The sequence below is a fragment of the Actinomadura barringtoniae genome (genome assembly GCF_017573505.1).
GTDB lineage: Bacteria > Actinomycetota > Actinomycetes > Streptosporangiales > Streptosporangiaceae > Spirillospora > Spirillospora barringtoniae.
Genome location: NZ_JAGEOJ010000008.1, coordinates 1 through 24,662, shown reverse-complemented (window position 1 = coordinate 24,662; position 24,662 = coordinate 1). Strand labels below are relative to the sequence as shown.

The window sequence follows — 24,662 nt, the reverse complement described above, 5'->3', positions numbered from 1 at the left end:
ATGCCGAGTGACCGACCTTGCCCCTCCCGTTCGCGACGAGGCCGTCTCGCGTTTCGTCGAGCGCTTCGCGTCCCTGCTGACCGACGCGGGCATGCCGCGCATGGCCGCCCGGGTGATGATGGCGCTGATGGTCACCGAGTCCGGTGCGCTCACCGCCGCCGAACTCGCCGAGCGACTGCAGGTCAGCCCCGCCGCGGTGTCGGGGGCGGTGCGCTACCTGACCCGCGTTCACCTGGCCGTGCGCGAACGCGAGCCCGGATCGCGCCGCGACGTCTTCCGGGTGCGCGACGACGAGTGGCAGGACGCCATCACCAACCGCGGCCAGATGCTCAAGCTGTGGGAGCAGGGCATGAACGAGGGCATCGTCGCCGTGGGCGGCGACGGGCAGGCGGCCCAGCGCCTCGCCGTGGCGATGGAGTACTACGCCTACCTGCGCAAGGAGCTCGCCGACATGCGCGAACGCTGGCAGGACCACCTCGCCGGCGTACGCGACGGAAAGATCGACCCGCTGAGCGACGGCCCTCACGCCCAGATCCTCCGCGAAGGCCCCGCAGAACGCTGAACGCCGCGGACACGGCGTAACCGGGTGGCGGACACCGCGTAACGGCCGGTGTTGCGGGAGAGGGTGGTCTCATATACCCCCCAAGTCTCTGCAGTACCGCCAAAGAGTGCGTAAGGTGCATCCCATGCCTAACAGCGATGAGCGCGACAATGGCGGCCCTGAGGAGAAGGCCACCGGCGCCGATGCCGCGGTTCCGCAGGGTGATGCACAGCACGAACGCAGGCCTGGAACGGGGCCGGGTCCCGGTCCGAGCACCGCGTTCGGAGCCATGACGCCCGAGCCGAAGACCGAGGCCGCCGTCGCCCGGCTGGGGGACCCCGTCACCGTCTGGCCGTGCGCCAACTGCGGCCGCCCGGTGCCGCAGCCCGTCGGTGCCGTCCGCGCCATCCGCTACTGCCAGGACAACGACGGAGCCTGCGCCCGCGACGCGCGCGACCGCCGCGAGCGCGGCCGGGACGCGCCCGGCCTCACCGGCCAGGTCGCCTCCACATGGGAGATGGTCGAGCGCCTGGAGAAGACCGCCGACCTGCTCGCCGAGTCGCTGGCCTCCGAGCTCAGCGTCGCGGGCGTGGAGAAGCGCGTCGCCGAGGTGCGCGCCGAGGCCGCCCGCGAGCTGTCCACCGCGCAGACCGAGCGCGACGCCTCCCAGCGCAAGGCCGAGGAGGCGCGGCAGGAGGCCACCTCCGCCCGCCAGCGCGTCGACGCGGCCGAGAAGGAGGCGACCCGCGCCCGCGAGGAGTCCAAGCTCGCCACCGCCAAGCGCGACGCCGCCCAGCAGGCCTGGGAAGAGGCCCACCAGATCGCGCAGCAGTCGGTGTCGGCCAAGCTCGCCGCCGAGAGCGAGCGCGACCGCATCGCGGCCCGCGAGACCGAGCTGCTGGCCGCCCTCGAGGGCGCCCGCGCCGAGCTGGTCACCCTGCACGCCAAGATCGCCGAGACCGAGGGCGCCGTCGAGTCGCAGCGCGTCGAGGCCGCCGTCGCCCGCCAGGGCGCCGAGGACCTCCGTACCGCCATGCGCGACACCGAGGTGCAGCGCCAGCGCGCCATGCAGTCGGCGAGCAAGGCCGAGGCCGAGCGCACCACCGCCGTCCGCGCCAAGTCCGAGGCCGAGTCCGAGGCGGCCCGCGCCGTCGCGCGCGCCGAGGAGGCCGTGAAGGACCGCGACGCCGCGCAGGCCTCCGCGCAGGCCGCCGTCTCCGAACGCGAGGAGCTGTCGGCCAAGGTCAACGACCAGGCGATCCAGTTGCGCCAGCTCTCCCAGTCGGTCGCCGAGCAGCAGGCCGCCCTCACCGCCCTCGCCGAGGAACGCGACGCGGCCCGCGCCGAGGCCGACCGGGCCCGCCGCCAGATAGACCAGTTCACGCACAACACGCTGTCGTCGAACCTGTCGCCCAGCCAGAGCATGCCCGCACAGCAGCCGTCGTCGCCCCTGGGCGCACCGCCGCCGCCGAACGGCCGCTCCCTGCACGGCGGCTACACGCTCCCCAACCCGTCCTCATCAGGCCCGTCGCCGGTGACGCCGCCCTCCTCTCCCATGGGCGCCTCCGGCCCCATGCCGATGAGCTCCACCTCATCAGGCCCCATGCCCCCCATCAGCCCCACCGGCACCGGCCCCTCCCCGTCCATCCCGTCCGGCACAGGCCCCCTCCCGGGCCCCAGTTCCCTGAACGGCATGGACCGAGAAGACCCCCTCTTCACCGGCCCCTAACCGCAGCCCCTGCACAAGGTTGAACGGCCCACGGCCCACGGCCCACGGCCCACGGCCCACGGCCGGCCGTGGGTGATCAGGTGTGGGGCGGGTTGGGCGTTGCCGGGGGCGGCCGATCGGACTTGGCCGATCGGCCGTACCTGACCGGACCTGGCCGGACCTGGCCGGTGGGGTGATTTCGGTGTGGTGTGCGCCCGGCGTTTCAGCCGTGCCGGGCAATGAGGAAGATCACCAGGATCGCGATGCCGACGATGATGATGGCGTGCAGCCGCTCCCTGGCCGCCGCCTGCTTGAGGTTCGAGACGCGCTGGCGTCCGACCTTCACGTCGAAGAACGCGCGCCGGGCCCGCTCCCACGAGCTACCCATGTAGGCCGCGAGCGCCGCCACGCCAAGAATGAGGAATCCGCTTCCGCTCATATCTGGCCCGACCTCCGTTGGTCGCGGGGTGCTCAGATTTGACCGCATAGTGCACCCGACCGGCCGTGTCAGGCGACACATTTTTCAACATTCCATCCAAGAACGGGACGGAGGTCCCCACGGACGCGGGCCGAGGGTCCCGCCGTCAGCGGGACTGGATCCAGATCTGTTCGGCGCGGCCCAGCAGCCTCCCGTCCGCCCCGTACGCGGCCGTCGCGGCGTGCAGCTTGCGTCCCTCGCGGCTCCGCGCCAAGCCCATCACCACGCATCGCTCGCCGTCCCGCGGCAGCTCGACGACCTGTGCGGTCATGGTGCCGAGCAGCGCCGGGCGCTCGGGCTGGAAGCAGGACCATCCGCCGGGGCAGTCCAGGGCCGCCCACAGCAGCTCGTGCGACGGGCTCTCGGCCGTCCACGGGCTGGCCACCAGCCCCTCGCCCACGGGCCCCGGCTCCAGCCCCATGCCGCCCATGCCGTCCTCCCGTTCGGGACCGCAGACGAAGCAGCGGGGGAACGGGTGGCTTTCGGCCGCCCGGTATTTCTCCGCCCCTTCGAGGGCCACCTCGTACGGCACGGCGGGCACCTGCGGCACCACGATCGCACCGGTGAACGCCTCGGCGATCAGCCGTTCCCCGTCGAAGAGCCGGACCCCGTTGCCGCTCTCGTCGCGGTCCAGTCGCAGCTCGTGCGCCAGCGGCGGCGGCTGCCGCAGCGTCACGGTCACCGTGTGGGCCGTCAGCTCCTTGGACAGCAGCCCCGCGACGTATCCGCCGTTCCCCGATCCATCAGGCCCGCAGTAGCGCGCGTCGATGATCATCACTACCCCCGATCCATCACAAACGGGGTAGAGCTTAATGAGGACGTCGGACATTCTTCCGCGCGGGGTCACAATCCGGCATGAGTGGCCCGCCCCATGGTTTCTCGCCCGAACTGGTCGGTATCAGCCGGTCAGCTGGTCGGAATCGGCAGGTCAGAGGGCGCGGGACGGCTGGGGCCGGCCTGGCCGGGTGGTGAAGAAGACCGACAGCGAGCCCTTGAGGCGGGCCCGTACGGTCTCCTCGTCGACCGGGCCGTCCGCGGGGACCGGCGTGCGCTCCAGGGCGCGCTCGATCAGCACGTCGATGTTGCGGTCGGCCACCAGGACCGAGCACGTGTCGCAGGAGTACCAGGGGTAGAGCATGTTCAGCACGGCGACGGCCGTGTCGTCGTCGGACAGCTGTGTGGTGTCGAGCTCGACCTCGAACATGTCGGTGTCTTCGGGGTCGAGGGTCGGGTAGTAGAGCCAGCTCGGGCCCGAGGTCCCGCAGAAGTCGCAGGACTGGGCCTGCGGAGCGGCCTCTCCCACGGCCAGCTCCAGTTCGTGGTCCCAGGGCTCCACCCGCTGGTTGTGGCGGTATCCCACCCCGTCCAGCGTGCCCTCGCGATTGTGTGTGACGTCGTGCACCTCGCCGCCGCAGCGGGCGCACATGAAGCCGATCTCCTCCATGCCCCCTCCGGTGATCGCTCTGGCACCGGCTCTCACAGTATCCGCCAACGGCCCTCAGGCGTAGCCAGCACCACGGAGCGTTGGTCTACGGGAAGCCCTCGCCTACCTGGTAAATGTTGGGCATGACGGACATTACGGTGCTTGAAGTGCCCCAGTGGCAGGGCTCGGGGGTCGCCCGGGCGCGGGAGTTGAGCAAGGGCGCGGGACTGCTGGCCGGGACCGTTCCCGCCGGTCGGCACCTCGTCGCGGAGGTGCCGGATGAGCGGGCGCCGCTGCGGAACGGGGTGGAGGGGCTGGAGACCCTGACCGCGATCGCGGCGAGTGCGCGGGCGTGCCTGGCGGAGGCGGGCGATGACCTCGTGGTGACGGCCGGCGGTGACTGCGGCGTCGAGTTGGAGCCCGTGGCTGCGGCGTCGGCGCGGTACGGCGATTCCCTGGCCGTCGTGTGGTTCGACGCACACGGTGACCTCAACACCCCGGAGGCGTCGCCCTCGCACGCCTTCCACGGCATGGTGCTGCGCACGCTGGTGGGGGAGGGGCCCAAGGAACTCCTCCCCGCCCGGCCGCTGCGGCCCGAACAGGTGGTCCTCGCGGGCGGACGTGTTCTCGACGACAGTGAACGCGAGTTCGTCGAACGCAGCGGGATGCGTCACGTTCTCCCTGCTCAGGCGGTCGACGCGGTCGCCGAGACCGGCGCGACCAGCGTCTACGTGCACATTGATCTCGACGTTCTGGACCCGGGCGCGTTCGCCTCGCTGAGCTACCCGGAGCCGGACGGCATCACGCCCGATGAGCTGCTCGCGGCCGTTCAGGCGCTCACGGCCCGCTTCACCCTCGTGGGCCTGGGCATCACCGAGTACCAGCCGGAGAACGAGCAAGATCAGCAGACACTCCGAACCCTCGTCCCGCAACTGCTGGGCGTCAGCTGACCCCGGGGCAGTGGGCGTGAGCTAGCGCCTGGGCCCGGGCGTGAGCAGACGCTTCAGCCTGGGCGTGCGCTGACGCGCCTGGGCGTGCGCTGACGCGCCTGGGCGTGGCGCGGTCTCGCATGCTCAGTGTGTGAGGGGCAGGAACGCCTTGGCGATCTCCTGGTAGCCGGTCGGGTTGGCGTGGATGTCGTTCCGCGTGCACATGTACGTCCAGGTGCAGATGCGGAACACGTTCCGCGGGACCTGACCGACGCCGGGGAGCGTCTCCTGGTGAACGAAGTCGTTGGTGGCGAACCGTGTGGCCACGTCGGCCACACGGAAGCCCGCGCCGGTGTAGATCGAGGTCTCGAGCCCGTTCAGGGCGTTGCTCAGCAGCACCGACAGCCCCGCGACGCTCTGGCCGCTCGACCCGGTCAGCCAGGCGGCCAGGAACGGGTCGTAGTAATTCATGCCGAGCAGCTTGGTCCGGACGCCCGGCCCGGCCGCCGCGCGCAGTGACGAGGTGATCTGCGTCAGGTTCCCGGCGAGCGTGGTGAGGCCGCGCAGCACACAGGTGGTGTCGATGCCGCCGCCCACCGCGCAGCCGTCCACATCGTTCCCGCCGATGTCGATCGTCAGGTAGCGGACCGCGCCGCGATGGGCCCGCAGGAACTTCTGCGCGGCGTCGAGCTGGCTCGACGCGCCGTCGTACGGGCAGTGCCCGCCCTTGATCATGGTGGTGGAGTCCTCGCCCGCACACCCCAGTTTCACCAGCTTGAGCGCGGGATCCTTCGCCTTCAGGGACGCATAGAGAACGTCCACGTATCCCTGGTCGGTATTGCCCTGACCAGGCTGGTAACCCGTCGACAGCGAGTCGCCCAGCGACACGTAATAGCGGGCGCCGGTGGCCGCGGCCGGGGACGCGAGGGCGGCGACCAGGCCAAGTGCGGCAAAACCCGCGACGACCGTCGAACGAGCGCGCATACCGGCCTCCTCGGCTTGGGGTGAACGGAGTATGGACCCGCGTGTCAGCCCTGTGAACCCCTCAATCGGCGTAGATCGCCTGGTACACCCGGGTGCGAGGCACCGTTCCGGCTCCGCTACGGTGAAGATCGTCCCCTTGACGCCCGCGCCCCGGCGATCCCGGTCGGCCTCCGTCATCTCCCGCCGCCACGGCCGCCGCCCATCCCGCGCGAGCCCCGTGCCGACGAGCCGCGAACAGGAGGTGCTCCATGTCCCTCGTCCCAGCGATCCGTTCCGACATCGTGCTCAACGCCGACAAGGTGGATCTCGTACGCGAGCGGCGGCTCCTGCTCGACCAGGTCTCGATGACCGTCCTCACCGGCGAGCACTGGGCCCTGCTCGGCCCGAACGGCGCGGGCAAGAGCACGCTCCTCGGCATCCTGGGCGCCTACAATCACCCGACCCGCGGCACCGCCGAGATCCTCGGCCACCGCATGGGCCGGGTGGACGTGCACGCCCTGCGCCCGCTGATCGGCCAGGTCAACCCGCGCCACCCGCTGGAGTCGGCCCGTACGGTCCGCGAGATCGTCCTCACCGGAGCGACCGGCACCATCGAGCTCGTTCCCCGCTGGACCCCGACCGAAGAACAGCTCCGCCGCGCCGACGAGCTGATCGAGCTCATGGGCCTGGACCGCATCGCCGAGTCTCGCTGGCCCGCGCTCTCCCAGGGCGAACGCGGCCGCACCCTGATCGCGCGGGCCCTGATGCCCGAGCCCCTTCTCCTGCTCCTGGACGAGCCCGCCACCGGCCTGGACCTGGCCGCCCGCGAACGCCTGCTGGCAGCCCTCGACGAGATCCGCGCCAGGCAACCCGAGCTCACCACGGTCCTGGTCACCCACCACCTGGAAGAGCTCCCCGCCACCACCAGCCATGCCCTCCTCCTGCGCGAGGGCCGCGTGTTGGCCGCAGGCCCGGCGGACGAGGTCCTCACGACCGACCTGGTGAGCGCCTGCTTCGACCACCCGGTCGCCATCGTCCGCAACCACGGCCGCTGGGCCGCCACCGCCGCCCCCGCCTAACCCCAAGCACGAACAGGCGCCCGCCCGGCCGGGGCGTGGGTCGAGGCATTGGGTCGGGTGGGGACTGAGCGTGGGGCCCGATGTGGGCGAGGCGCAGGCTGGGCAAACGGCACCGGCACCGGTTGCAGGCCAGCGCGGCCGTGCGCCGATCCCGGGGTGCGGGTCTGGCGCGAGTTGAGCCTGGGCCGGGCGGGGGTGAGTTAGCTGTCGGAACGGATGGTGTGGGCGGCCAGGTGGGCCAGGACGGACTGGTTGGCCTCCCAACCGTCCGGGAACTTGATCGGGACGCCGAGGTGGACGGGCTCGGTGGACGGGTGGGCGTCCAGGAGCTCGGGGATCCCGGCGCGCGCGACCACGATGCAGGCGTGCCGGTGGCGTGAGGTGAGCACGCACAGGCGCCCGGACTCCAGGTGGAACGCGGTGGCGTCGCGGCGGCCCGACAGCGGGTGCAGGACCACGGTGACGTCGTACTCTCGGCCCTGGAGCCGGTTGGCGGTGTCGACCGTGATGCCTTCGCCGTGCGGGCCGAGCGCGGCTCGGATCGCGGTGACCTGGTCGCGGTGCGCGGCGCCGATCGCGATGCGGTCGGCGCCGACCGGGGCCGAGCCGTGTTCGGAGTGGGCCACCGCACCGCGCTGGAGCAGCCGTACGGCAAGGGCGGCGGTCGCCTGAACGGCCTCGGCGTCGGTACGGAGCGCGTGCCGCGCGGGCAGCTCGTACAGCGCCCAGCCCGAGGCCGCGGCCTCGTCCAGCGCGCGGTCGTAGGTCGTGCCCATGCCGCCGGCCGAGTACTCCAGCCTGCGGTCGCCCGGCCCGGTGCCCGACCGGAATCCGGTGAACGGGTAGAACGCGGCCGACACCACCGGCGCGGCGGAGGCCGGCAGGCGCCACGACACCGGCAGCCGGTGAACGGGCAGGTCGGGATTGTGCGCGAGGAGCACCGAGACCGCGCTGCGCATCGGGTCCCACGACAGGCCCGCCCACCGTTCGACCTCGACGGTGGAGAACGGGTCGAGCTGCCCCGGGTCGCCCACGAACAGGGCCCGCTCGAAGCGCCCGGCGATGCGCAGCAGCATGTCCGAGCGCATCTGGTACGCCTCGTCGACGATCGCCCACGGCCACGAACCGTCCGAGAGCGTCGCCCACTTGGCCGCGGTGGCGATCACCACGGTCCGTTCGGCCAGATCGTCGCCCTTGGTGGCGACGCGTACGGAAGCGTGCGCGGTCACGCGAGCGGCGGGAACGTAGGAGGCGGCCGACAGCCGTCCGAGCGTGATGTCGGGGTGCTTGCCCGCGATCCGGTCGATGAGGTCGTCCACCTGCTCGTTGGTCTGCGCCACGATCATGAGCCGTTCACCGGCCGCGGCCAGATGCGCGGCCGCCCGCACCACCAACGTGGACTTGCCCGCACCGGGCGGCGAGTCGACCACCACGCCGCGATGATCGCCGTCCAGGTCGGCCAGCACGGCGTCCACGACCTCGTTCGCGGCCGTCCCCGGGTCGGCGACCTCCTCCGGCAGTTCCACCGCGATGTCCAGGCTCATCTGCAGGTCAACGGCACCTTCCGGCGCCACCCGCGGCGCCGGAGGCCCACCCGCCGCGTCGGCGCCCTGCCCGGACGCCCGGGATGCGGCGGACGCGCCGGACGGGCCGGGCGTACGCGGCGCGGCGGGCGTGCCGGGCGTGCCCGACGTCGCGGACGTGGCGGACGTGGCGGGCGTCCGCGGTGTGCCCGGCGTGCGCGATGAGGCAGACGTTCCCGAGGCGCCGGAGGCGCGTGGTGCGGCGGGCGCGCGCGATGTACCGGGCGTGCGGGAGGTGGCGGATGCGAAGTCGATGATGTTGTTCGGCGGAGCCGACGGCTCGGTCATGACCACTCCTCCGCGGCGTCGTTGTCGGTGGGCACGTAGTCCTCGGGCGGGCCGCCGTGCGTCCAGGGGGTGTCCTCGCGTTCGGGGAACTTGGCCGCGCCGAACGACCCGTCCGTCAGCGAGGTGAAGCACACCCGTTCCCCGGCCTCGGGCACGACACCGGGCTCGGGAACGAGCTTGCGTCCCATCCCGCCCGTCAGCTCGATCAAGATCCCCTGTGCGGGGCCGGGCGCGGCGAGCTCGATGATCTTTCCCTTGAGTGCGGGCCGGGCGGCGAGGCAGACCGTGGCGCCGGCCTCCAGCTGAACGGGATCCTCGGTCTGAACACGCACGTACGGGCGGAGCTTCGGCCGCTTGCCGGTCTCGTCGAGGCGGGTCGGGTCGGACTCGGTGACGATGCCGCCGAACGCCTGGCCGGACAGCCGGTGCTCGGCCATGACCAGCGGGTCGTCGAACGCACGCTGCGCGTCGTAGGAGTCCTGCGCCCGCTCCAGGTCGTGCAGGCGCCGCGCGGCCCGTACGGCTGGGTCGCGGCGAGCCTGCGGGTGGCCCTCGTCGAACGTCGAGTGATGCCAGGTGAAGGCGTCCCGTTCGCGCTCCCACCGCCGGGCGACGCTGGCGCCCTCCGGCAGCGCGCGGAGCAGGTCGATCGCCCGCCACATCAGGTCCCAGGTGGGCGTGAGCTGGCTGCCGACCGCCTTGCGGACGCGTTCATCCTCGCCGGTCGCGTCGTACGCGGTGATCGCGGACGCCAGCACGTCGTTGTCGAACGCGGGGTCAGTGGTCGGCCCGGCCGGCGGGCAGACCGCCGGATCCTCGGCCAGCGCCGCCGCCGCAGGCCCGTCGAGACCCTCGGGCGGGTCGATCCAGCCGAGCAACGCCCCGAGGTTGCCGTCCTCCAGAGAGCTCTGCCCGGTCGCCCAGTGCAGGCGCAGCGCCTCGGTCATCGTCATCAGCAGCCCCGCGCCCGGATGATCGTTGCGGTCGGCGAACCACGTCAGCCACCGCCCGAGCACCGGCACCGAGGGGTCCACCGCGTACGGCCCGTCCGTACGCCTGAAACGCGTCGATCGCCCGAGCATGCGCAGGAACCCGACCCCGGCGCGGTTCGGCACCAGCAACTGCGGGGCCTCCGCGTACCGAATCCGTTCCTCGCCGTCCTTACTGGGCGCCAGCTCCTCGACCGCGCTGCTCCCGGCCGCCTCGATGTGCGCCAGAACGGCCTTGGCCAGGTCGGCCGCGAACGCGAACCGCAGGTCACGGTTGCGCGGCTGCGGAACGGCCAGCAGCGTCGGCTCGTCCCGTACGGTCCCCAGCATCACCGCCAGCGGCGCCGCCGCCTCACCCGCCAGCTTCAACGGCACGATGACCAGCGGCGCCTCGGCCAGATGACAGTGCCTCACGGTGGCCAGCGGCTGCGCCCGCCGAGCCGCGACCGCCTCCAACTGCGCAAGCGACCCCAGCACGCTCACCCCGAGCCCCCCACCCGCACCCGCGCAACCGCCACCCTCACGCCGCTCGCCACCCTGACACCGCTCGCGTTCCTCACGCGGCTCGCGTACGTCATGCGGCTCGCGTTCCTCACGCGGCTCGCGTACGTCATGCGACTCGCCGCGCCATTGCCGCTGGCCGCGCCGCTGCCGCTCGCGGTCCGTTCACCGCGAGCCGCCATCGTCGGGCTCGTTGTCCCCATGCCGTTCGCCGTGGTCATGCGGGTCCTGGGGAGGCGGTGGCGAGGGCCTCGTGGCGGAGGCGGGCGGCGGTACGGAGGCGGGCGGCGGTCTCGGCCAGATCGCCGGACGGGTTCAGGGACCCGTCGGCGAGGGCGAGGGCGGTGCCGATCGAGTCGATGCCGCCGAGGTCGTCGCGGATCGCGCGGCCCAGCGTGCCGGTGGAACCGCAGTCGCGCGCCTCACGGCGGCAGAAGAAGGCCATCTCGCAGCTCGACATGCATTCGGGCGCGTACCGGGCCTCGACGGCGCCGACTGAGCCTGGCAGGCGCTCGTCGTCGAGAGCGAACGTGAGGTCGTCCGGCAGAGTCTCGATGAGGTCGCTCACGCGGGTGAGCCGGGCGAGCTGGCGTTCCAGGACGGCCAGCTGCGGGCGTACGTCCATCGGCGTCGCGGTGGGGCGGTTGGAGAAGTTCTCCGGACAGACCAGGAAGACCTCGTGCGACACCCGCCCGGGATCGCCGCCCAGCTCGGCCACCAGGCGCCGCATCGCCAGCACGTACACCGCGGACTGGCGAGCCGCCGCCGCTACCTGTTCGGGCTCGGCCTGCCCGTCGATGACGGCGAACGACTTGATCTCGATGATGTGGAAGCGGCCCTCCAGCTGGAACGCGATCACGTCCGGTTCGAGGTAGGCGGGCTGCCCGGCGATGTCCAGGCGCAGCAGCGGATGGTCGAACAGCGTGCCCTCGCCGGTGTCCAGGGCCCGTTCGACCATCCTCCGGGTCCGGGCATGGCGCCCCTCCCGGCTCTCGTCGCCCGCGCTACGTTCAAGATCGTCATAGTCTGCCGCGGGCACGTCCAGGCCGAGGCGTTCGCGCAGGAGCTCCAGCAGCTCGGCGCAGCCGTCCGCCTTCACCTGCGCCTCGAACGCGTTCCCGCGCGTAATGGCGAACTGCGACTGGCCGAACGGCGCGGGGAACCCCAGGCTGCGGGCGACGGCGTCCTTGTCGATCCCGGCCGCGTCCATGACCCCGCGCCGCGCGCACCCGGGGTTGGCGGTGAGCGCCGCGATCGTACGGGCGTCATGGTTGCGCGGGGGAGCCCCGGCGCGCAGCCGTTCCATGGCCGTGTCGTTCGTCATCGATGGTCGTCTCCGTCACTTGCGCCGCCACCGTTGCGCGCGGCGCGTTCGACCGTACAGCCCGCCCCTGACGCCGCGCCGGGAATGGCAGCCGCGAAACGCCAGAACGGGCCGCGGCCCCGGCGGAGGAGCGTACCGAAGTGTCCGCCGCATCCCCGAATCGGGCGATTTCAGGATTTGCCTGCCGGAGGAGATCCCTTTGCCCCAGTGCTCCCGGATGTGGGCGATCGTGGGACTTGCGGATGATCTCTATCAAGGGGGAAGCATGGCCATGGCACGCGACATCATGCACCTGGGCGCCGAGTGCATCAACGAGGACGAGACGCTGCTCGCGGCGGCCCAGAAGATGCGCGACCTCGACGTCGGCTCGCTGCCCATCTGCGGCAACGACGACCGGCTCCGCGGCATCATCACCGACCGTGACATCGTCGTCCGCTGCTGCGCCGACGGAAGCGACCCGGCGCAGGTCAAGGCGGGCGAGTTCGCCCAGGACCAGCTCCACCTGGTCAGCGCCACCGACGACGCCGACGCCGTCGTACGGATGATGGAACGCCACCAGATCCGCCGCGTCCCGGTCATCGAGGACCGCCGCCTCGTCGGCATGATCAGCGAAGCCGACCTCGCCCAGCACCTGCCCGACGACCAGCTGGCCCGCTTCGTGGAGAACGTCTACGCCCCAGGCCGCAACGCCCACTGACTCCCTCCGCCCTCCCGGGCGTTCCAGGCACCGCCGCGTCCGCAGCTGCGCGGACGGCGGCTCCGTGCACGGCTGCGCGGACGGCTCCGCATGCGCGGCTCCGCACGTGACCGCATGCGAGGCTCCGCAGCGGCTACGCAGGCGTCCGTGGCGGCCCCGTGGCGGCTACGCAGGTGGCCTCACGCGGCTCCGCGCGGCTGCGCGGACAACAACGCAGGCGGCTGTATGTACGGCCGCGCGGGTGGCTCTGAACGCAACTGCGTGGTCAGCTCCGAATGTGCGCCTCCGGGCGTGACCGCATGCGCGGCTCTGTGTTGGCTACGTGGGCGGCCGCTTGCGACTGCGCGGGCCACTGCGCGGGCCACTGCGCGGGCGGCTGCATGCACGGCTCCGCACGCGGCTGCGCGGGCGGGGCTGCGCGGGTGGGGCTGCGCGGGGCCGGGTGGGGCTGCGCGGGGCGGCTCCGCATGCGCGGCTCGGAGTGTGACCGCGTGCGCGGCTGCGTACGGCTGTGCGGGCGGGTCCGCATGAGCGGCGACGCGCGTCTGCGGGCGTTCCGCGCATGGCTGTGTGCACGGCCGCGTGGGTGGCTCCGGGCGTGGCTACGCGGGGGCGGCGGCTCCGTACGGTTTCGGGCTTAGCTGCGTGGGTGGGTCAGGTGCGGGGCTTGCGCCAGGCGATCGAGTAGCGCCACAGCATGTGTCGGCGGAAGACGGCGCCCGGCAGCAGTTGCTGGGCTTCGGCGCGAACCTCGGCCCACGTCATGTCCGGGTCGAGGGTCGGCGCCGCCGGGTGGCCGGCGCGGCGCAGGTTGCGGAGCCGATGGAAGTGGTGCGCGCCGAGGCCGCCCACGCCGACGAGGCGATCCTTGAGGCCGTCGTCTTTGGCCAGGCTGATGATGATCAGGCTGCCGCCAGGGCTCAGCGCGTCCCGCATCGCGGTGACGGCCGCCGCGAAGTCCATGTGATGAATGCTGGCGACGCTGCACACGAAGTCGTAGCTCTCGGGCTTCAGGTCGTACGACAGCAGATCTGCCTCGACGAAGTCCACGTTCGGCACGCCCTCGCTCTGCCGTCGTGCCTCCTCGACCATGTCCGCAGACTTGTCGATCCCGGTGACGTGCACGGCCCTGGCGGCGAGCTTTCGCGCCAGAAACCCGTCCCCGCAGCCCACGTCGAGCGCTTCCCCGCACCCGCGCGGCACCGAGGCGAGCACCAGCCCGTGATAGTGCGTGTTGTGGTTCCAGTATTCGTCGGGCCGCGATCGTGACGCCGGACGGGCCATTACGGCGACCTCCTCCCATAGCCGACGTACCGAGGCTAATCGCTCCAGGGCCGCGCCAAGCCCCCGCCACGCAGGGTCTGCAGGGGTTGGGTGATCTGGAGAGCGTGAATTGATCGGCGGCGGGTGCGGCGTGCGGCGTGCGGCGTGCGGGGTGCGGGGTGCGGGGGTGGCTACTGGCGTTGGTCGCGACGGAGGGGATGGTCCGCGGGCACCTCGACGATCACGATCTTCACGCCGTCCGGGTCGGTGATCCACATCTCGATGAGGCCCCAGGGCTCCTGGCGGGGCTCGCGCGTGATGGTGACGTCGGCGGCCGCGAGACGTTCATGCTCGGCCCGTACGTCGCGGACCTGCAGCCAGATCATCGGCGAGGCGGCGGCCCCGCCGGGGGAGTGCCCGGACACCTCCAAGAAGCCCGGCCCCAGGAAGAACACCATGCCCGGGTCGTCCGGCGGCCCGAACTCGCGGTAGACGGCCAGTCCCAGCGTGTCGCGGTAGAAGCTCCGGCTGGCCGCGAGGTCGGCGGGCCGCAGCAGGATCCGGCTGCTCAGTACCTCCATCGTCGTACCTCCCACCGCCATCCTCACACCCCTGCCCCGGCTCTTCCGAGCCAGGGGGAGGGCATGCCAGCCTGGCGGCATGATCGAACTGGCGCAGGCACGGGCATGGCTGATCCGACACGGGGAGAGCGAGTCGAACGCGGGCCTGCCGACCAACGGACCTGGAGGGTCGCCGCTGACGGCGTTGGGTCGTGACCAGGCCGAACGCGTCGCGGCGTCGTTCAGCGGCACGCCCGCGCTCATCGTCAGCTCTCCGTTCGCGCGCGCCCGCGAGACCGCCGCACCCACGCTCGCGCGCTTTCCTGATGTGCCATACGAAGAGTGGCCCGTTCAGGAGTTCACCTACCTGGGCGAGCTGCACGGCCCGAACACCACCGCGGAGGAACGCAGGCCGTACATGGAGGCCTACTGGCAGCGCTCCGACCCCGCGTACGTCAACGGCGACGGCGAGTCCTTCCACACCCTGGTCGCCCGCGCTCACGCGTGCGCGGAGCGGATCGCCGAACGTCAGGATGAGGGCGCGATCGTCGTCTTCACGCACGCTTTGTTCATGCGGGCCGTGCTGTGGTCGATGTTCACCGGGATCACCGACCCTGACGGGCAGGACATGCGCGCCTTCCGGCGCTTCGTCGACACCTGCGAGATCCCGAACGCCAGTGCCCTAGGCCTTCGTCGCGCTGCCCAGGGCCTTCGCTTCCTCGGCAGCTCGATCGCCCACCTGGCCCCCGTTCAGACCACCTCGCCAGCACCAGACCCCACAACCCGCACCGCCTGACGCCCCACGCACCCGACCCCGCCCACCCGCACCCTGAGGCGTGCGCCCCTGTTCCAGGATGCGCGTGCCCACGCTGAACGCCTACTCGCAACCGGATGCGCGTACCTGCACCTGGCCCCGGCGACATGCACTCGGACGCGTGCACCTGCACCCGGATGCGTCTACCTGCGCTCGGACGCTCGTAGCTACATTGCGATGCGACGCGCTTGCGCTCGGATGCGCGTTCCTGCTCCTGGACGCGTACCTGCGCACGCATTCGCGATCCACGAGTTCGCCCATTTCAACGCGAGCTCGCGGAGGGCCGCCTGGGGATCGAGGCCAGGTGGCTCCGCATGGGCGCGCTGGCGCTGTCCGGCGGGATCATCGAGGTGCTGGTCGCTTACCTGCATCCGGGTGCGCCTACCTGCGCCCGCATGCCCGTTCCTGTGCCCGACGCGCCTACTTGCATCCGGACGCGGCCTACCTGCGGCCGCACGCGCCCTGCCGCGCTGTACGTCAGGGGCAGAAGCTGGCGAAGTAGGTCGCGGCCATGTCCTCGTCGCCGTGGCCGAGGGCGAGGGCCCTGCGGAAGCGTTCCCCGGCGCCCTCCGCCATGTCCAGGCGGATGCCCGCCTTGGCAGCCGCTTCGGTGATGAGGCGGGTGTCCTTCTCGGCGTTCCGTACGGCGAAGCTGGGCTCGAAGTCGCTCGCAAGGATGGCCTTCATCTTCGCCTGCAGGTAGGGGCTGTCCATGGGGCCGCCGGTGACGACCTCGCCGAAGAGGGCGGGATCGATGCCGAGCCCCTTCGCCAGGGCCAGTGACTCGGCGACGATCGAGGTCATGGAGATCCCGTAGCTCACCGCGGCCAGCTTGAGCCGGGTGGCGGCGCCGCTCGCGCCGTCCTCGTCCAGCCAGAGCGTCTTCTTGCCGACCGCGTTGAACGCGGGCTCCAGGCTCGCCCGGACGGCTTCGGGACCGGCCGCCAGGATGACCAGCTGGCCCTGTTCGGCGGGCTGCTTGGTGCCCTGAACGGGCGCGTCGACGAACGTGAGGCCGTGACCGGCGGCGAACGCGGCGAGGGGCTGCAGGGCAGACAGTCCGACCGTGCTCATCTGCGCCCAGACCTGCCCGGAGCGGAGCGCGGGCTCGGCGGCGGAGATGGCCGACAGCACCGCGTCCCCGTCGTTCAGCATCGTGATGATGACGTCGGCGCCCTCGACCGCCTCGGCGGGGGAGCCGGCCACGGTCGCGCCGTCCTGCTTGAGGGCCTCGGCCTTGGCGGCCGTACGGTTCCAGACCCTCACCTCCAGGTTCGCCTTGAGGAGGTTGCGGGCCATCGGCGCTCCCATGAGCCCGGTTCCCAGCAGTGCGACAACGGTCATGATCGTAAGCCCTTTCTTGATCGGTCGTTCAAGTATGAGTGGAGCGTCACATCGCTCCTCTTGCCCCTACCCGCTCAGCGGCAGGGCTTGCAGGGCGACGTCGACGATCGAACCGAGCCGGCGCCTGTCCGCCCCGGTCTTCCCGTGCACGCGCAGGCCCTGGATCGTCGCCACGATGAAGTCCGCCAGCGCCGTCACGTCGGCGTCCTGTGGCAGTTCGCCCTTGTCGCGGGCCCGCCGCAGCGTCACCGTGACCGCCTCGGCGATCGTGTCGAACGCGCCGCCGACGATCCGGCCGGCCACCGCGTCTCGGGGGAGACGTTCGACCGCCGTGTTCGTCATCAGGCAGCCCTTGCGTCCGGGATCTGCGAGGGTGTCGTCCACCAGGCCCATCAGCAGATCCCGAAGGACCTCCCGCACGGGCTCATCTCGATCCAGTTGCGCGATCAGGCCGGCGGTGGACTGCCCGGCGTAGCGGCGGAGGGCCTCCTCGTAGAGGCCGTCCTTGCTGCCGAACGCCGCGTACAGCGATCCGCGCCCGATCCCGGTGGCCTCGACCAGGTCCTGAATGGAGGTCGCCTCGTAGCCGCGGCGCCAGAAGACCTCCATCGCCCCGGCCACCACCACGTCGGTATCGAACTCCCGCGTCCGTCCCATGCCCTCGACGCTAGCCATTACTGTAACGATCAGTCAAGTTAGCTGAAGTACAGGCTCGCGGACCTTGCACGCGAAGCTGAGGTTGCACTGGCCCGACGAACGACGAACGACGAACGACGAACGACGACCGACGACCGACGAGACCTCAGATGCGGCACCTCGCGGCCGAGCAGCCGCGGTCCTCGCCGCCGACGGCCAGGCACATGTCGCCGTCCAGGGGGCGCCTTGTGCGGCGGCACGGCATCGTCGGCGAGCTCGGTCGCGACCAGCCGCGGCCTTTGCGGCGTCTGCCAAATAACGGCGAGTCCGGGTCGGCTCGATCGGGTGAGACGCCCCTGGCATCGTTCGCGCCTGGAATCATGCGCCCGCTGCTGCTCGTCCCTGAGGAATCGGCCGAACGCGTGGGAGCGCCCAACGTTCACAGCCTGCGGTTGCCCGCCAACTTTCGTTCGCAGCGGGAAATGCACTCATCGCAGCGCAGGGCGCCTAACCGTCCGTCTGCCCTAGCCGTACGCGGGGCTCTCGGCGGGGATCTCCGTGTAGGGAGCGGCGAACGCGTCGAGCGTCCCGTCGAGGTGGGTGGACCACCAGACGACGACTCCCGGCAGCAGCCCAGGCTCGTGCTCTTCGCGATCGTCGTCGTGATCCATGTAGCGGCTGCGCAGCGGCGAGACGTCGCAAAGCCGTTCCCACCATTCGCGGTGAACGGCCCCCTGAATCTGCCCCGCGTCCAGGGGATAGGCGGTGCGGTGGCCGCGGATGAACGCCTGCACGCGATCAATGTCCAGGCCCCGGTCATCGTCGCAGGCAAAGAGCAGCGCCGCAGCCCGTACGACCTCGCCCGCGATCGGGCCGGTGGTGAGGCCCTCCCAGTCCAGAACAGCCGTTACATTGCCCGCGCCGCCATACCGCAGGTTGCCCGCGTGGAACGAACCGTGCAGATGGCCGACCGTGCTTACCTCCAGCTCAGGCGGCTGATGGTCGGCGAACTCGGTCAGCAGATCGCGCCGTTCACGCAGGCGCCGCTCGGTCAGCGCGTCGAAGTCGTTCCCCTCGCCCGGCAGAGCGTCCAGCATCCGATCGATGAGCTTGACCGCATCGCGAGCGCGCGGCGTCGGGATGAGAATGCTCTGCTGAACCTGGGCGGTCAGACGGTCAAGCTCGGCGTGCAGGCGCCCGAGCAGCTCGCCGAGCAGTTCGCACTGGCCGAACGTCAGCTCCAACCCGCCGCGCTGCCGCCCGGAGACCCACGGCTGCAGCACGTACCCGCGCCCGCCCGCGACGACCAGTGTCCTGCCGCCGCGAGCGGGCATGGGGGCGAGCACGGGCAGGCCAGCCGCGTCCAGCGCGGTGGTCACCGAATGCCGGAACAGCATGCGCCGCCGGTCGTAACCCTCGTACTCCCGCAGGAAGTACGAACCGTCCCCGGTATCGACCCGCCAGCACCCGCGCCCCAGTGGCATCGGCACGCCCGGCTCGCCGATCTCCCACCGCCGCAACAGCCGCGGCGGGAGCGATTCGGTGTCGGAATCGTTCTGAGACGTCGGCACCTCAGCACCTCGAGTCAACGGCTGATCGAACGAATGTTCACATGCCGACGCTACACGTACGAGCCCGCAGTGCGAAAGCAGAACCACCACTTCGCCGAGTCGCGCTCCCCAGCGACTCCGCGCCGAGCCTCTCCGCGCGAAGGCCCAACACCCCCGACACCAACGCCGGCCGCTCCCTACCAAGCCTCTTCACGCGGAAGGCGCCACGCGCCGATACCTAACGCCGGGCCCTCTTCACCAAACCCCCGCTAGGCACCGCCACGCCCTAGCCCAGCTCAAGTCCGGCCGGGTTGGCCCACGCAAGCCCCCAAACCGGTCTCCAGCACCGGCGCCTGCCGTCAGGGAGCAGGAAGCCTTGGATCTGGTGGCGGAACCGCACCAGCTCAGGGCGATCCTGCTCAGGGCGATCCTGTCGGTAGGCCCCCGGCATCTCGGCCACCGCCGAGGCCGTACCCGCTGGCCTCCTACCGCGAGGCCAGCGGCGAGTGTCCTGGAGGCACGTTGCCAGGCTCGTCCTCCGGCCCTTGCCCAGGTCAGGATTCTTAGCACTCACGCGCCAAGAACCTCAACGAACCTCAACGCGTGTGCGTTCGGCCGACTTGCAGGGTCAACGTGCATCTCAGACCCGATCCGTTCGCAGCCTAAGCTGAGAGCCACGTGGCGGGCCAGATCTCAGCGGCTGCTCGGCGCCAGGCCGTTCTGTAAGGGCGAACCCAAGCCTGCCGCCACTCTTGGATCAGCGCCCCCGAATGCGTCTCATCCGGGGGCGGTCTACATGCTCGTCAGGCGCGCTCAAGGACGACGACCGGGATCTCCCGGTCGGTCTTCTTCTGGTACGAGTCGTAGTCAGGCCACGTCGCGGCCATCTTGGCCCACAGGGCGGGCTTCTCCTCGGGCGTGGCCGTACGGGCCCGCGCCGAGAACTTGTCGTCCATCACCTGGACCTCGACGTTCGGGTCCGCCTCAAGGTTGAGATACCAGGCGGGAGGCGTGGGCGCGCCACCGTTCGACGCCACCACGAGGTAGTCGTCGCCCTCCTGCTGGTAGATCAGCGGCAGGGTCCGAGCCTGGCCACTGCGGCGCCCGGTCGTCGTCAGGAGCAGGGTGACCGTCCCGTTCCAGTCGTGACCCTCGGCACCGTCGGTCTCCTGGTAGCGCTTTACGTGCTCTTGCCCGAACAGCATCGGTGTGTCCTTCATCTTTAGGCGGTACGGTGCGACGCCGTACCGGAAATCGGCTGCCCGGAAAGACCTTCCCACTCCCGAGAGGATCAATACGCTGGGCGGGTGAGTGACGCGGCTGAGCTGGCGCGCCGATGCGCCGAGGCGATGTACGAACGGGACCTGGCAGTGCGCCATCTGGGCATCGAGATCACCGATATAGGCCCTGGCCTGGCAAGGGCTCGCATGACCATCGCCCCCGAGATGGTCAACGGCCATGACGTCGCCCACGGCGGCTACCTGTTCCTCCTGGCCGACACCGCTTTCGCCTACGCCTGCAACAGCTACGACACGGTGGCCGTAGCGGCTGCGGCCGAGGTGGTCTTCGTGGCTCCCGCGCATACGGGCGACCTGCTCGAGGCGCACGCTGCCGAACGCACCCGCTACGGCCGCAACGGCATCTACGACGTCACCGTACGCCGCGTGGAGGACGAGTCCGTCATCGCCGAATTCCGCGGAAGCAGCCGCAGCCTCCGCGACCGCGTCATCGCCGAAGACACCGAATAGCGCAGCCCCAGTCCCGGCTGGACGGCCTCGCCCTGTCACGGACGATCGACGGCCACACCCGCTCAGTCCGCAGGCCCCACCATGGCCGACAACTCGGCGATGGCGGCGTCGACCCGTCCGATGATCTCGGCGGCGCCGGTCGGGATGCACATGGTCTGGGCGCGCCCCCGGCGACCTCGCCCCGCAGCCCCTGGGCACCACCTGCGCCTCGACGCGTTCGTCGTCCGGCGCCCCACCCCCGAATGCCTGCCGTCCGGCTAACCGCGTGATCAGCACCAATCTCCACCTGCCGGATCCAGACGATCTCCTACCCGACCTGGTGGCCCTGGTGCGTTCACCGACCTGCACGGCGATCAGCCCGGAAGCACCACCGCGCTATCCGACCTGGCACGCCGCTCAAGCACGGCCGACTTCCAGGTACTCGCCCTCACCACGGCCGCCGCTGGTGACAAGAGCCCCGGCCTAAGGCCCTCGATGCTTTCAGACAGCAAGCCCATCCCGTGAACGCCTGCGATGCCACGGACACCGATCGGGCGGCCCTCTCCTAGGCCAGCACATCCGTTAGGCCAGCACATCCGTCACAAGACCCCGACCGGTCAGGGCGGCGCGAGCCGAAGGCCCTCATCCAAAGTCTCAGAGCGTTCAACCGTCCGGCTAATTCAGGAGCATGCACATCCAGGACCCCTGAAGACCCCGCCAGGCGAATATCACCACAGGCCGTTCATCTGAACTGACCCTGCTCGCCCTATCAGCCCGACAATTGCTCAGCGAGGTCGGCAAGCCCAGCCGCATGCAGATCGAACTGATCCGACGGAACCGGCGGGTCGCCAACCGGGCGGGCAACGTAGGCAGTACGCATGCCAACCTTCTGTGCCGCCCGCAGGTCCCAAGAATGCGTGGCGACCATCAACAGCCGCTCCGGCGGCCGCCCCGAGGCCCGGACAGCCAGCTCATAGACCGCTGGATCTGGCTTGTACGTCTGGGCATCCTCCGCGGACAACGCCTGATGCCAACGCAGCCCAGCGTGCGCGTTGAGTTCCAGCAACGCGGTCCGGCTCGCATTCGACAGCCCGATCAGCGGGAACCGTTCAGCGAGCCGAGCAAGCCCTGCCACACTGTCGGGCCAAGGCGAAAGTCGCCGCCCAGCCGAAGCAAGCGCCGCAACAGCCCTCGCATCCTCAACTCCAGCGCTCTCTGCCACAACCTGGGCAGCTTCCAGATCAAGAACGTCGCTGGGCGCGTAGGCCCGGCCCCCGCCAACGATGCGCCGCTGCTCGCCCTCCACATGTTGCTCCCACAACAATCTGAGCTTCTCCACCTCAGAGTCCTCGAACGAGCGCCCCAGCAATCGAAGCCCGGCCCGAATCCCGGAAGGCTCATCGACAAGCGTGCCGAGCACGTCGAAGACAACCGCATCGATCTCCAGATCTGACATGGGCAAGACCTCCAAGCCGCTTGGGCATCCCCTCAAGATCAGCCCACACCCACACAGCTGATCCAGATCGGGTCGCACCCCAGCGCATGTAAGGGTTAAAATGACCGTTAGAGGAAAAGTAACGGAGGCGTGTAAGGCATGCAAGTCGCTTTTGACGATTACGTCTGGGCGGCCGGGGTCGCGACCGAGCTGGTCAACACCACCGCCGAGGTCTGGCACGGCGCCGACCACCTACCCGATCTGGCAGCCCTGGTCGAGTTCACCGACCAACACGGTGATCAGCCCGGAAACAGAACCGCGCTCTCCGACCTGGCACGCCGCGCAAGCAAGGCCGACCTCCAAGCCGTCCACGCGCTCCGAACGACCGTCCGCGACCTGATCGACCACCCCACTCGCGACCAACTCATCGCCGGCGCCACCACCCTCACAGCGCCCGCCCTAGGAGCCACCCTCGTCCCCGACCCGGCTCACCATGACCGCACCCGATGGGCCGCCCCCCTCAACGAGAAGGCCACCGTCGCCGACGCCCTCTCGTTGGTCTGCGGCATCGGCATCCTCGGGGTCGTCCACACTCTCGGCGAGCAGCGATTCCGCCCCTGCGGCTCACCCACCTGCCGAGGAGCGTTCATCGACACGACCCGCCCAGGCCGCCGCCGCTACTGCATGCCCGGCCTCTGCGGCAACCGAGTCAACGTCGCCAACCACCGAGCCCGCCAAGCCGCAACCCGAGAACGCAGCACCACCCAATAGGCCCGGCACCCCGACCGGCCCTTTCCTGGCAAGCCACCCCGCCCCGTCACCCAACACTCAGTGCGTGCGACCACCGCAGCAACCTCAAGCGAACTCAGCCTGGACGCCGATGCCGACTCACCTCACGTCCAGGCCTCAAGCCAGGCCCAGCCCGTGCGGAACGGCCGCTCCCAGGTCCAGATCAGGTCTGCTGGAGGATGTCGTTCAGGATGGTGACGGTGTCGTCCGGCCGGGCGGCCGTGATGCAGGTGTTGTTCATGGCCTGCATGTAGGTGTCGACGTCGGCCGGCTTGTCGAGATACAGAGCGCTCGTGAGCTGCTCGAGGTAAACGACGTCCGACAGCGCCGGCTCCGCGAACCGAAGGATTGTGAACGGTCCGCCCGCGGCGGCGTGCCCACCGGCCGAGAACGGCACCACCTGCAGGGTCACGTTGGGCAGCTCGGCCATCGTGATGAGGTGCTCGAGCTGGCCGCGCATCACCTCGCGCCCACCCAGCGGACGCCGCAGCACGGCCTCGTCCAGGACCGCCCACAGCGTCGGCGCGCCCGGCGCGGTGAAGCGCGCCTGCCGCATCGTCCGAACGCGCACACGCCGCTCGACGTCGTCATCCGACGAGTCGGGGAAGCCCAGCCGTACGACCGCCCGCGTGTACTCGGCGGTCTGCATCAGCCCGGGCACGAACTGCACCTCGTACGCCCGGATCAGCGAGGCCGCCTCCTCCAGCCCGAGGTACACCTCGAACCAGCTCGGCAGGATGTCGCCGTACCGGTGCCACCAACCGGGAGTGTTGGCCTCCTTGGCCAGCTCCAGCAGGGGTTCCCGCTCCGCGGGGTCGTCGACGCCGTAGAGCGTCAACAGGTCGGCGATGTCACGTTCCTTGAACCCGACCCTGCCGAGCTCCATCCGGCTGATCTTGGAGTGCGATCCGCGGATCTCGTAGCCGGCCTCTTCGGTGGAGATGCCGCGTGCCTCACGCAACCGCCTGAGCTGCGAGCCGAGGAGGATGCGGAGAACTGTGGGACCGCCACGGCGGGGATAGTCGATCAACAGTCCGGATTCTGAGTCGCCCTCGGCCGGAGGGATGTTGACAGCTGCATCCTGGGGCAAAGGGGGTCACCAGCCAGTCGATGGGCCCGCCCGCAGGCGGAACGGCACCCGCTCATCCTAGAGGATCAGGACGTGATTTTGGGAAGAATGAAATAATCACTCTCGGCATCCGCCCACATCCATGGTATACGTCCGCCCAGGACGGATCGCCTCTGTTCGCGTCCGCTACGTTACGCCTATTCGTGAGCTGCGTCAGTCCCCTGGGCACTCCTTCGGTGATGAACGTCTCGTCCCTTCCGGCGATCAAACCCCCTCTCCTTGAGGTCTCCTAATAAGGAGCCGCGAATCCGTGCGGCCGCGGTGTGACCGAAGACCGCCGCAACCCTTGGGGGATCCATGAACGCGACCATCTATGACCTGCCTGAAATCCGCTTCCTGACGTCGGGCGACGTCACCGACGACCAGCGCGAGGCGACCCAACGTGCCGTCCGCGCGGCCCTCTCCGGAGCCCAGGCCAACGTGAAGTCCGTCCGCGCGACGCTCAGCGTCATCGCGGACCCCTCCCTACCCCGGCCGGCGCTAGCCCAGGCCGTGGTGGAGCTCGACGGCCGCCGCCTCCGAGCCCAGGCCGCCGCCCCCGACCTCACCGAGGCAATCGACCTCCTGCAAGACAGGCTGGCCCTCCGAGCCGCCCACCATCGCGCGAACTAACACCCGCGCAACCTAACCAACCGTAACCACCGCTGGCAGGGGCGGCCCGACCAAGGCCGCCCCTGCCCACGCCTCTCGAACCCGTCACAGCAAGCCCTCCGCCGAGCCTGCAGAGGCCACGCACCCAAGCTCCGCGGAGTACATGCCAAGCCGGGCCTGCCCATCTCGCTACGCCGCAAGGACGACGGCCGGCCGCACCTCCGCTACCCAGATCGCTAGGAGGGCTGGCCCCGCCGCGTTCGTCCTGCGCCGCGTTCGTCCTGCGCCGTGTTCGTCCTGCGCCGTGTTCGTCCTGCGCCG

The 24,662-nt window shown here is 70.6% G+C and carries 25 protein-coding genes; 10 read left to right on the top strand and 15 right to left on the bottom strand.

The features are described 5' to 3' along the window. Nucleotides 1-7 precede the first annotated feature (7 nt). Together J4573_RS20010 and J4573_RS20005 are read left to right on the top strand one after the other, a co-directional pair. Nucleotides 8-562 (top strand): GbsR/MarR family transcriptional regulator, encoded by a 555-nt coding sequence (locus J4573_RS20010; RefSeq protein ID WP_208257292.1) that lies wholly within the window; start codon nucleotides 8-10, stop codon nucleotides 560-562. Nucleotides 563-686: 124 nt separating this feature from the next. Beyond that, the gene (locus tag J4573_RS20005) at nucleotides 687-2,270 is read left to right on the top strand and encodes a coiled-coil domain-containing protein (RefSeq protein ID WP_243773322.1); all 1,584 of its coding nucleotides are present in this window, start codon (nucleotides 687-689) and stop codon (nucleotides 2,268-2,270) included. A gap of 202 nt (nucleotides 2,271-2,472) precedes the next feature. Here the strand turns inward: J4573_RS20005 and J4573_RS20000 are convergent, their stop codons facing one another. The 3 genes from J4573_RS20000 to J4573_RS19990 all read right to left on the bottom strand — a co-directional run bounded on the left by J4573_RS20000 (nucleotide 2,473) and on the right by J4573_RS19990 (nucleotide 4,171). Then, entirely contained in the window at nucleotides 2,473-2,658 is a 186-nt protein-coding gene (locus tag J4573_RS20000; RefSeq protein WP_208257291.1) for a hypothetical protein, read from the bottom strand. Between the two features lie 175 nt (nucleotides 2,659-2,833). Next, nucleotides 2,834-3,502, bottom strand: a complete 669-nt coding sequence (locus tag J4573_RS19995; RefSeq protein ID WP_208257290.1) for a hypothetical protein — start codon at nucleotides 3,500-3,502, stop codon at nucleotides 2,834-2,836. A gap of 153 nt (nucleotides 3,503-3,655) precedes the next feature. Further along, complete coding sequence (locus J4573_RS19990) at nucleotides 3,656-4,171, bottom strand: hypothetical protein (RefSeq protein ID WP_208257289.1); 516 nt, start codon at nucleotides 4,169-4,171, stop codon at nucleotides 3,656-3,658. Between the two features lie 146 nt (nucleotides 4,172-4,317). On the opposite strand from J4573_RS19990, the gene J4573_RS19985 reads away from it, so the two are divergent. Continuing rightward, nucleotides 4,318-5,100 (top strand): arginase family protein, encoded by a 783-nt coding sequence (locus J4573_RS19985; protein WP_208257288.1) that lies wholly within the window; start codon nucleotides 4,318-4,320, stop codon nucleotides 5,098-5,100. Between the two features lie 123 nt (nucleotides 5,101-5,223). Here the strand turns inward: J4573_RS19985 and J4573_RS19980 are convergent, their stop codons facing one another. Continuing rightward, nucleotides 5,224-6,063, bottom strand: a complete 840-nt coding sequence (locus J4573_RS19980) for a GDSL-type esterase/lipase family protein (RefSeq protein WP_208257287.1) — start codon at nucleotides 6,061-6,063, stop codon at nucleotides 5,224-5,226. A gap of 248 nt (nucleotides 6,064-6,311) precedes the next feature. On the opposite strand from J4573_RS19980, the gene J4573_RS19975 reads away from it, so the two are divergent. Beyond that, nucleotides 6,312-7,121, top strand: a complete 810-nt coding sequence (locus tag J4573_RS19975; RefSeq protein ID WP_208257286.1) for an ABC transporter ATP-binding protein — start codon at nucleotides 6,312-6,314, stop codon at nucleotides 7,119-7,121. A gap of 200 nt (nucleotides 7,122-7,321) precedes the next feature. On the opposite strand, the gene J4573_RS19970 is transcribed toward J4573_RS19975, so the two are convergent. The 3 genes from J4573_RS19970 to J4573_RS19960 form a co-directional block, all read right to left on the bottom strand. Further along, the gene (locus J4573_RS19970) at nucleotides 7,322-8,992 is read right to left on the bottom strand and encodes an AAA family ATPase (RefSeq protein ID WP_243773320.1); all 1,671 of its coding nucleotides are present in this window, start codon (nucleotides 8,990-8,992) and stop codon (nucleotides 7,322-7,324) included. Then, nucleotides 8,989-10,464, bottom strand: a complete 1,476-nt coding sequence (locus J4573_RS19965) for a hypothetical protein (protein ID WP_208257285.1) — start codon at nucleotides 10,462-10,464, stop codon at nucleotides 8,989-8,991. The genes J4573_RS19970 and J4573_RS19965 overlap by 4 nt, the downstream gene beginning before the upstream one ends. Before the next feature lie 235 nt (nucleotides 10,465-10,699). Beyond that, on the bottom strand, nucleotides 10,700-11,806 hold the full coding sequence (locus J4573_RS19960; protein WP_208257284.1) for a hypothetical protein: 1,107 nt from the start codon (nucleotides 11,804-11,806) through the stop codon (nucleotides 10,700-10,702). Between the two features lie 265 nt (nucleotides 11,807-12,071). On the opposite strand from J4573_RS19960, the gene J4573_RS19955 reads away from it, so the two are divergent. Continuing rightward, nucleotides 12,072-12,503: a CBS domain-containing protein gene (locus J4573_RS19955; RefSeq protein ID WP_208257283.1), complete on the top strand. Its 432-nt coding sequence runs from the start codon at nucleotides 12,072-12,074 to the stop codon at nucleotides 12,501-12,503. 654 nt (nucleotides 12,504-13,157) lie between these two features. On the opposite strand, the gene J4573_RS19950 is transcribed toward J4573_RS19955, so the two are convergent. Together J4573_RS19950 and J4573_RS19945 are read right to left on the bottom strand one after the other, a co-directional pair. Beyond that, nucleotides 13,158-13,787: a class I SAM-dependent methyltransferase gene (locus J4573_RS19950; protein WP_208257282.1), complete on the bottom strand. Its 630-nt coding sequence runs from the start codon at nucleotides 13,785-13,787 to the stop codon at nucleotides 13,158-13,160. Nucleotides 13,788-13,957: 170 nt separating this feature from the next. Further along, nucleotides 13,958-14,347 carry a VOC family protein gene (locus J4573_RS19945; protein ID WP_208257281.1) on the bottom strand — a complete coding sequence of 130 codons (390 nt, stop codon included), beginning with the start codon at nucleotides 14,345-14,347 and terminating at the stop codon, nucleotides 13,958-13,960. A gap of 79 nt (nucleotides 14,348-14,426) precedes the next feature. Here J4573_RS19945 and J4573_RS19940 point away from each other — a divergent pair, with 79 nt between their 5' ends. Further along, nucleotides 14,427-15,122 carry a histidine phosphatase family protein gene (locus J4573_RS19940; protein ID WP_208257280.1) on the top strand — a complete coding sequence of 232 codons (696 nt, stop codon included), beginning with the start codon at nucleotides 14,427-14,429 and terminating at the stop codon, nucleotides 15,120-15,122. A 495-nt stretch (nucleotides 15,123-15,617) separates the two neighbouring features. Here J4573_RS19940 and J4573_RS19935 read toward each other — a convergent pair whose 3' ends face one another. The 4 genes from J4573_RS19935 to J4573_RS19920 all read right to left on the bottom strand — a co-directional run bounded on the left by J4573_RS19935 (nucleotide 15,618) and on the right by J4573_RS19920 (nucleotide 19,875). Beyond that, the gene (locus J4573_RS19935) at nucleotides 15,618-16,484 is read right to left on the bottom strand and encodes an NAD(P)-dependent oxidoreductase (protein ID WP_208257279.1); all 867 of its coding nucleotides are present in this window, start codon (nucleotides 16,482-16,484) and stop codon (nucleotides 15,618-15,620) included. Nucleotides 16,485-16,550: 66 nt separating this feature from the next. Next, on the bottom strand, nucleotides 16,551-17,141 hold the full coding sequence (locus tag J4573_RS19930) for a TetR/AcrR family transcriptional regulator (RefSeq protein WP_208257278.1): 591 nt from the start codon (nucleotides 17,139-17,141) through the stop codon (nucleotides 16,551-16,553). A 503-nt stretch (nucleotides 17,142-17,644) separates the two neighbouring features. After that, complete coding sequence (locus J4573_RS19925) at nucleotides 17,645-18,691, bottom strand: phosphotransferase enzyme family protein (protein ID WP_307796732.1); 1,047 nt, start codon at nucleotides 18,689-18,691, stop codon at nucleotides 17,645-17,647. Nucleotides 18,692-19,473: 782 nt separating this feature from the next. Further along, a complete protein-coding gene (locus tag J4573_RS19920) occupies nucleotides 19,474-19,875 on the bottom strand; it encodes a nitroreductase family deazaflavin-dependent oxidoreductase (RefSeq protein WP_208257650.1) in 402 nt (133 codons plus the stop codon). A 102-nt stretch (nucleotides 19,876-19,977) separates the two neighbouring features. On the opposite strand from J4573_RS19920, the gene paaI reads away from it, so the two are divergent. Continuing rightward, entirely contained in the window at nucleotides 19,978-20,418 is a 441-nt protein-coding gene (paaI, locus tag J4573_RS19915; RefSeq protein WP_307796730.1) for a hydroxyphenylacetyl-CoA thioesterase PaaI, read from the top strand. 81 nt (nucleotides 20,419-20,499) lie between these two features. Then, nucleotides 20,500-20,679 carry a hypothetical protein gene (locus tag J4573_RS19910; protein WP_208257277.1) on the top strand — a complete coding sequence of 60 codons (180 nt, stop codon included), beginning with the start codon at nucleotides 20,500-20,502 and terminating at the stop codon, nucleotides 20,677-20,679. 487 nt (nucleotides 20,680-21,166) lie between these two features. Here J4573_RS19910 and J4573_RS19905 read toward each other — a convergent pair whose 3' ends face one another. Beyond that, entirely contained in the window at nucleotides 21,167-21,853 is a 687-nt protein-coding gene (locus J4573_RS19905; RefSeq protein WP_208257276.1) for a haloacid dehalogenase type II, read from the bottom strand. 138 nt (nucleotides 21,854-21,991) lie between these two features. Here J4573_RS19905 and J4573_RS19900 point away from each other — a divergent pair, with 138 nt between their 5' ends. Further along, nucleotides 21,992-22,603 carry a CGNR zinc finger domain-containing protein gene (locus J4573_RS19900; protein ID WP_208257275.1) on the top strand — a complete coding sequence of 204 codons (612 nt, stop codon included), beginning with the start codon at nucleotides 21,992-21,994 and terminating at the stop codon, nucleotides 22,601-22,603. Between the two features lie 181 nt (nucleotides 22,604-22,784). Here the strand turns inward: J4573_RS19900 and J4573_RS19895 are convergent, their stop codons facing one another. Then, a complete protein-coding gene (locus J4573_RS19895; RefSeq protein WP_208257274.1) occupies nucleotides 22,785-23,651 on the bottom strand; it encodes a Sco1979 family transcriptional regulator in 867 nt (288 codons plus the stop codon). 396 nt (nucleotides 23,652-24,047) lie between these two features. On the opposite strand from J4573_RS19895, the gene J4573_RS19890 reads away from it, so the two are divergent. Continuing rightward, on the top strand, nucleotides 24,048-24,362 hold the full coding sequence (locus J4573_RS19890) for a hypothetical protein (protein WP_208257273.1): 315 nt from the start codon (nucleotides 24,048-24,050) through the stop codon (nucleotides 24,360-24,362). Nucleotides 24,363-24,662: the final 300 nt, after the last annotated feature.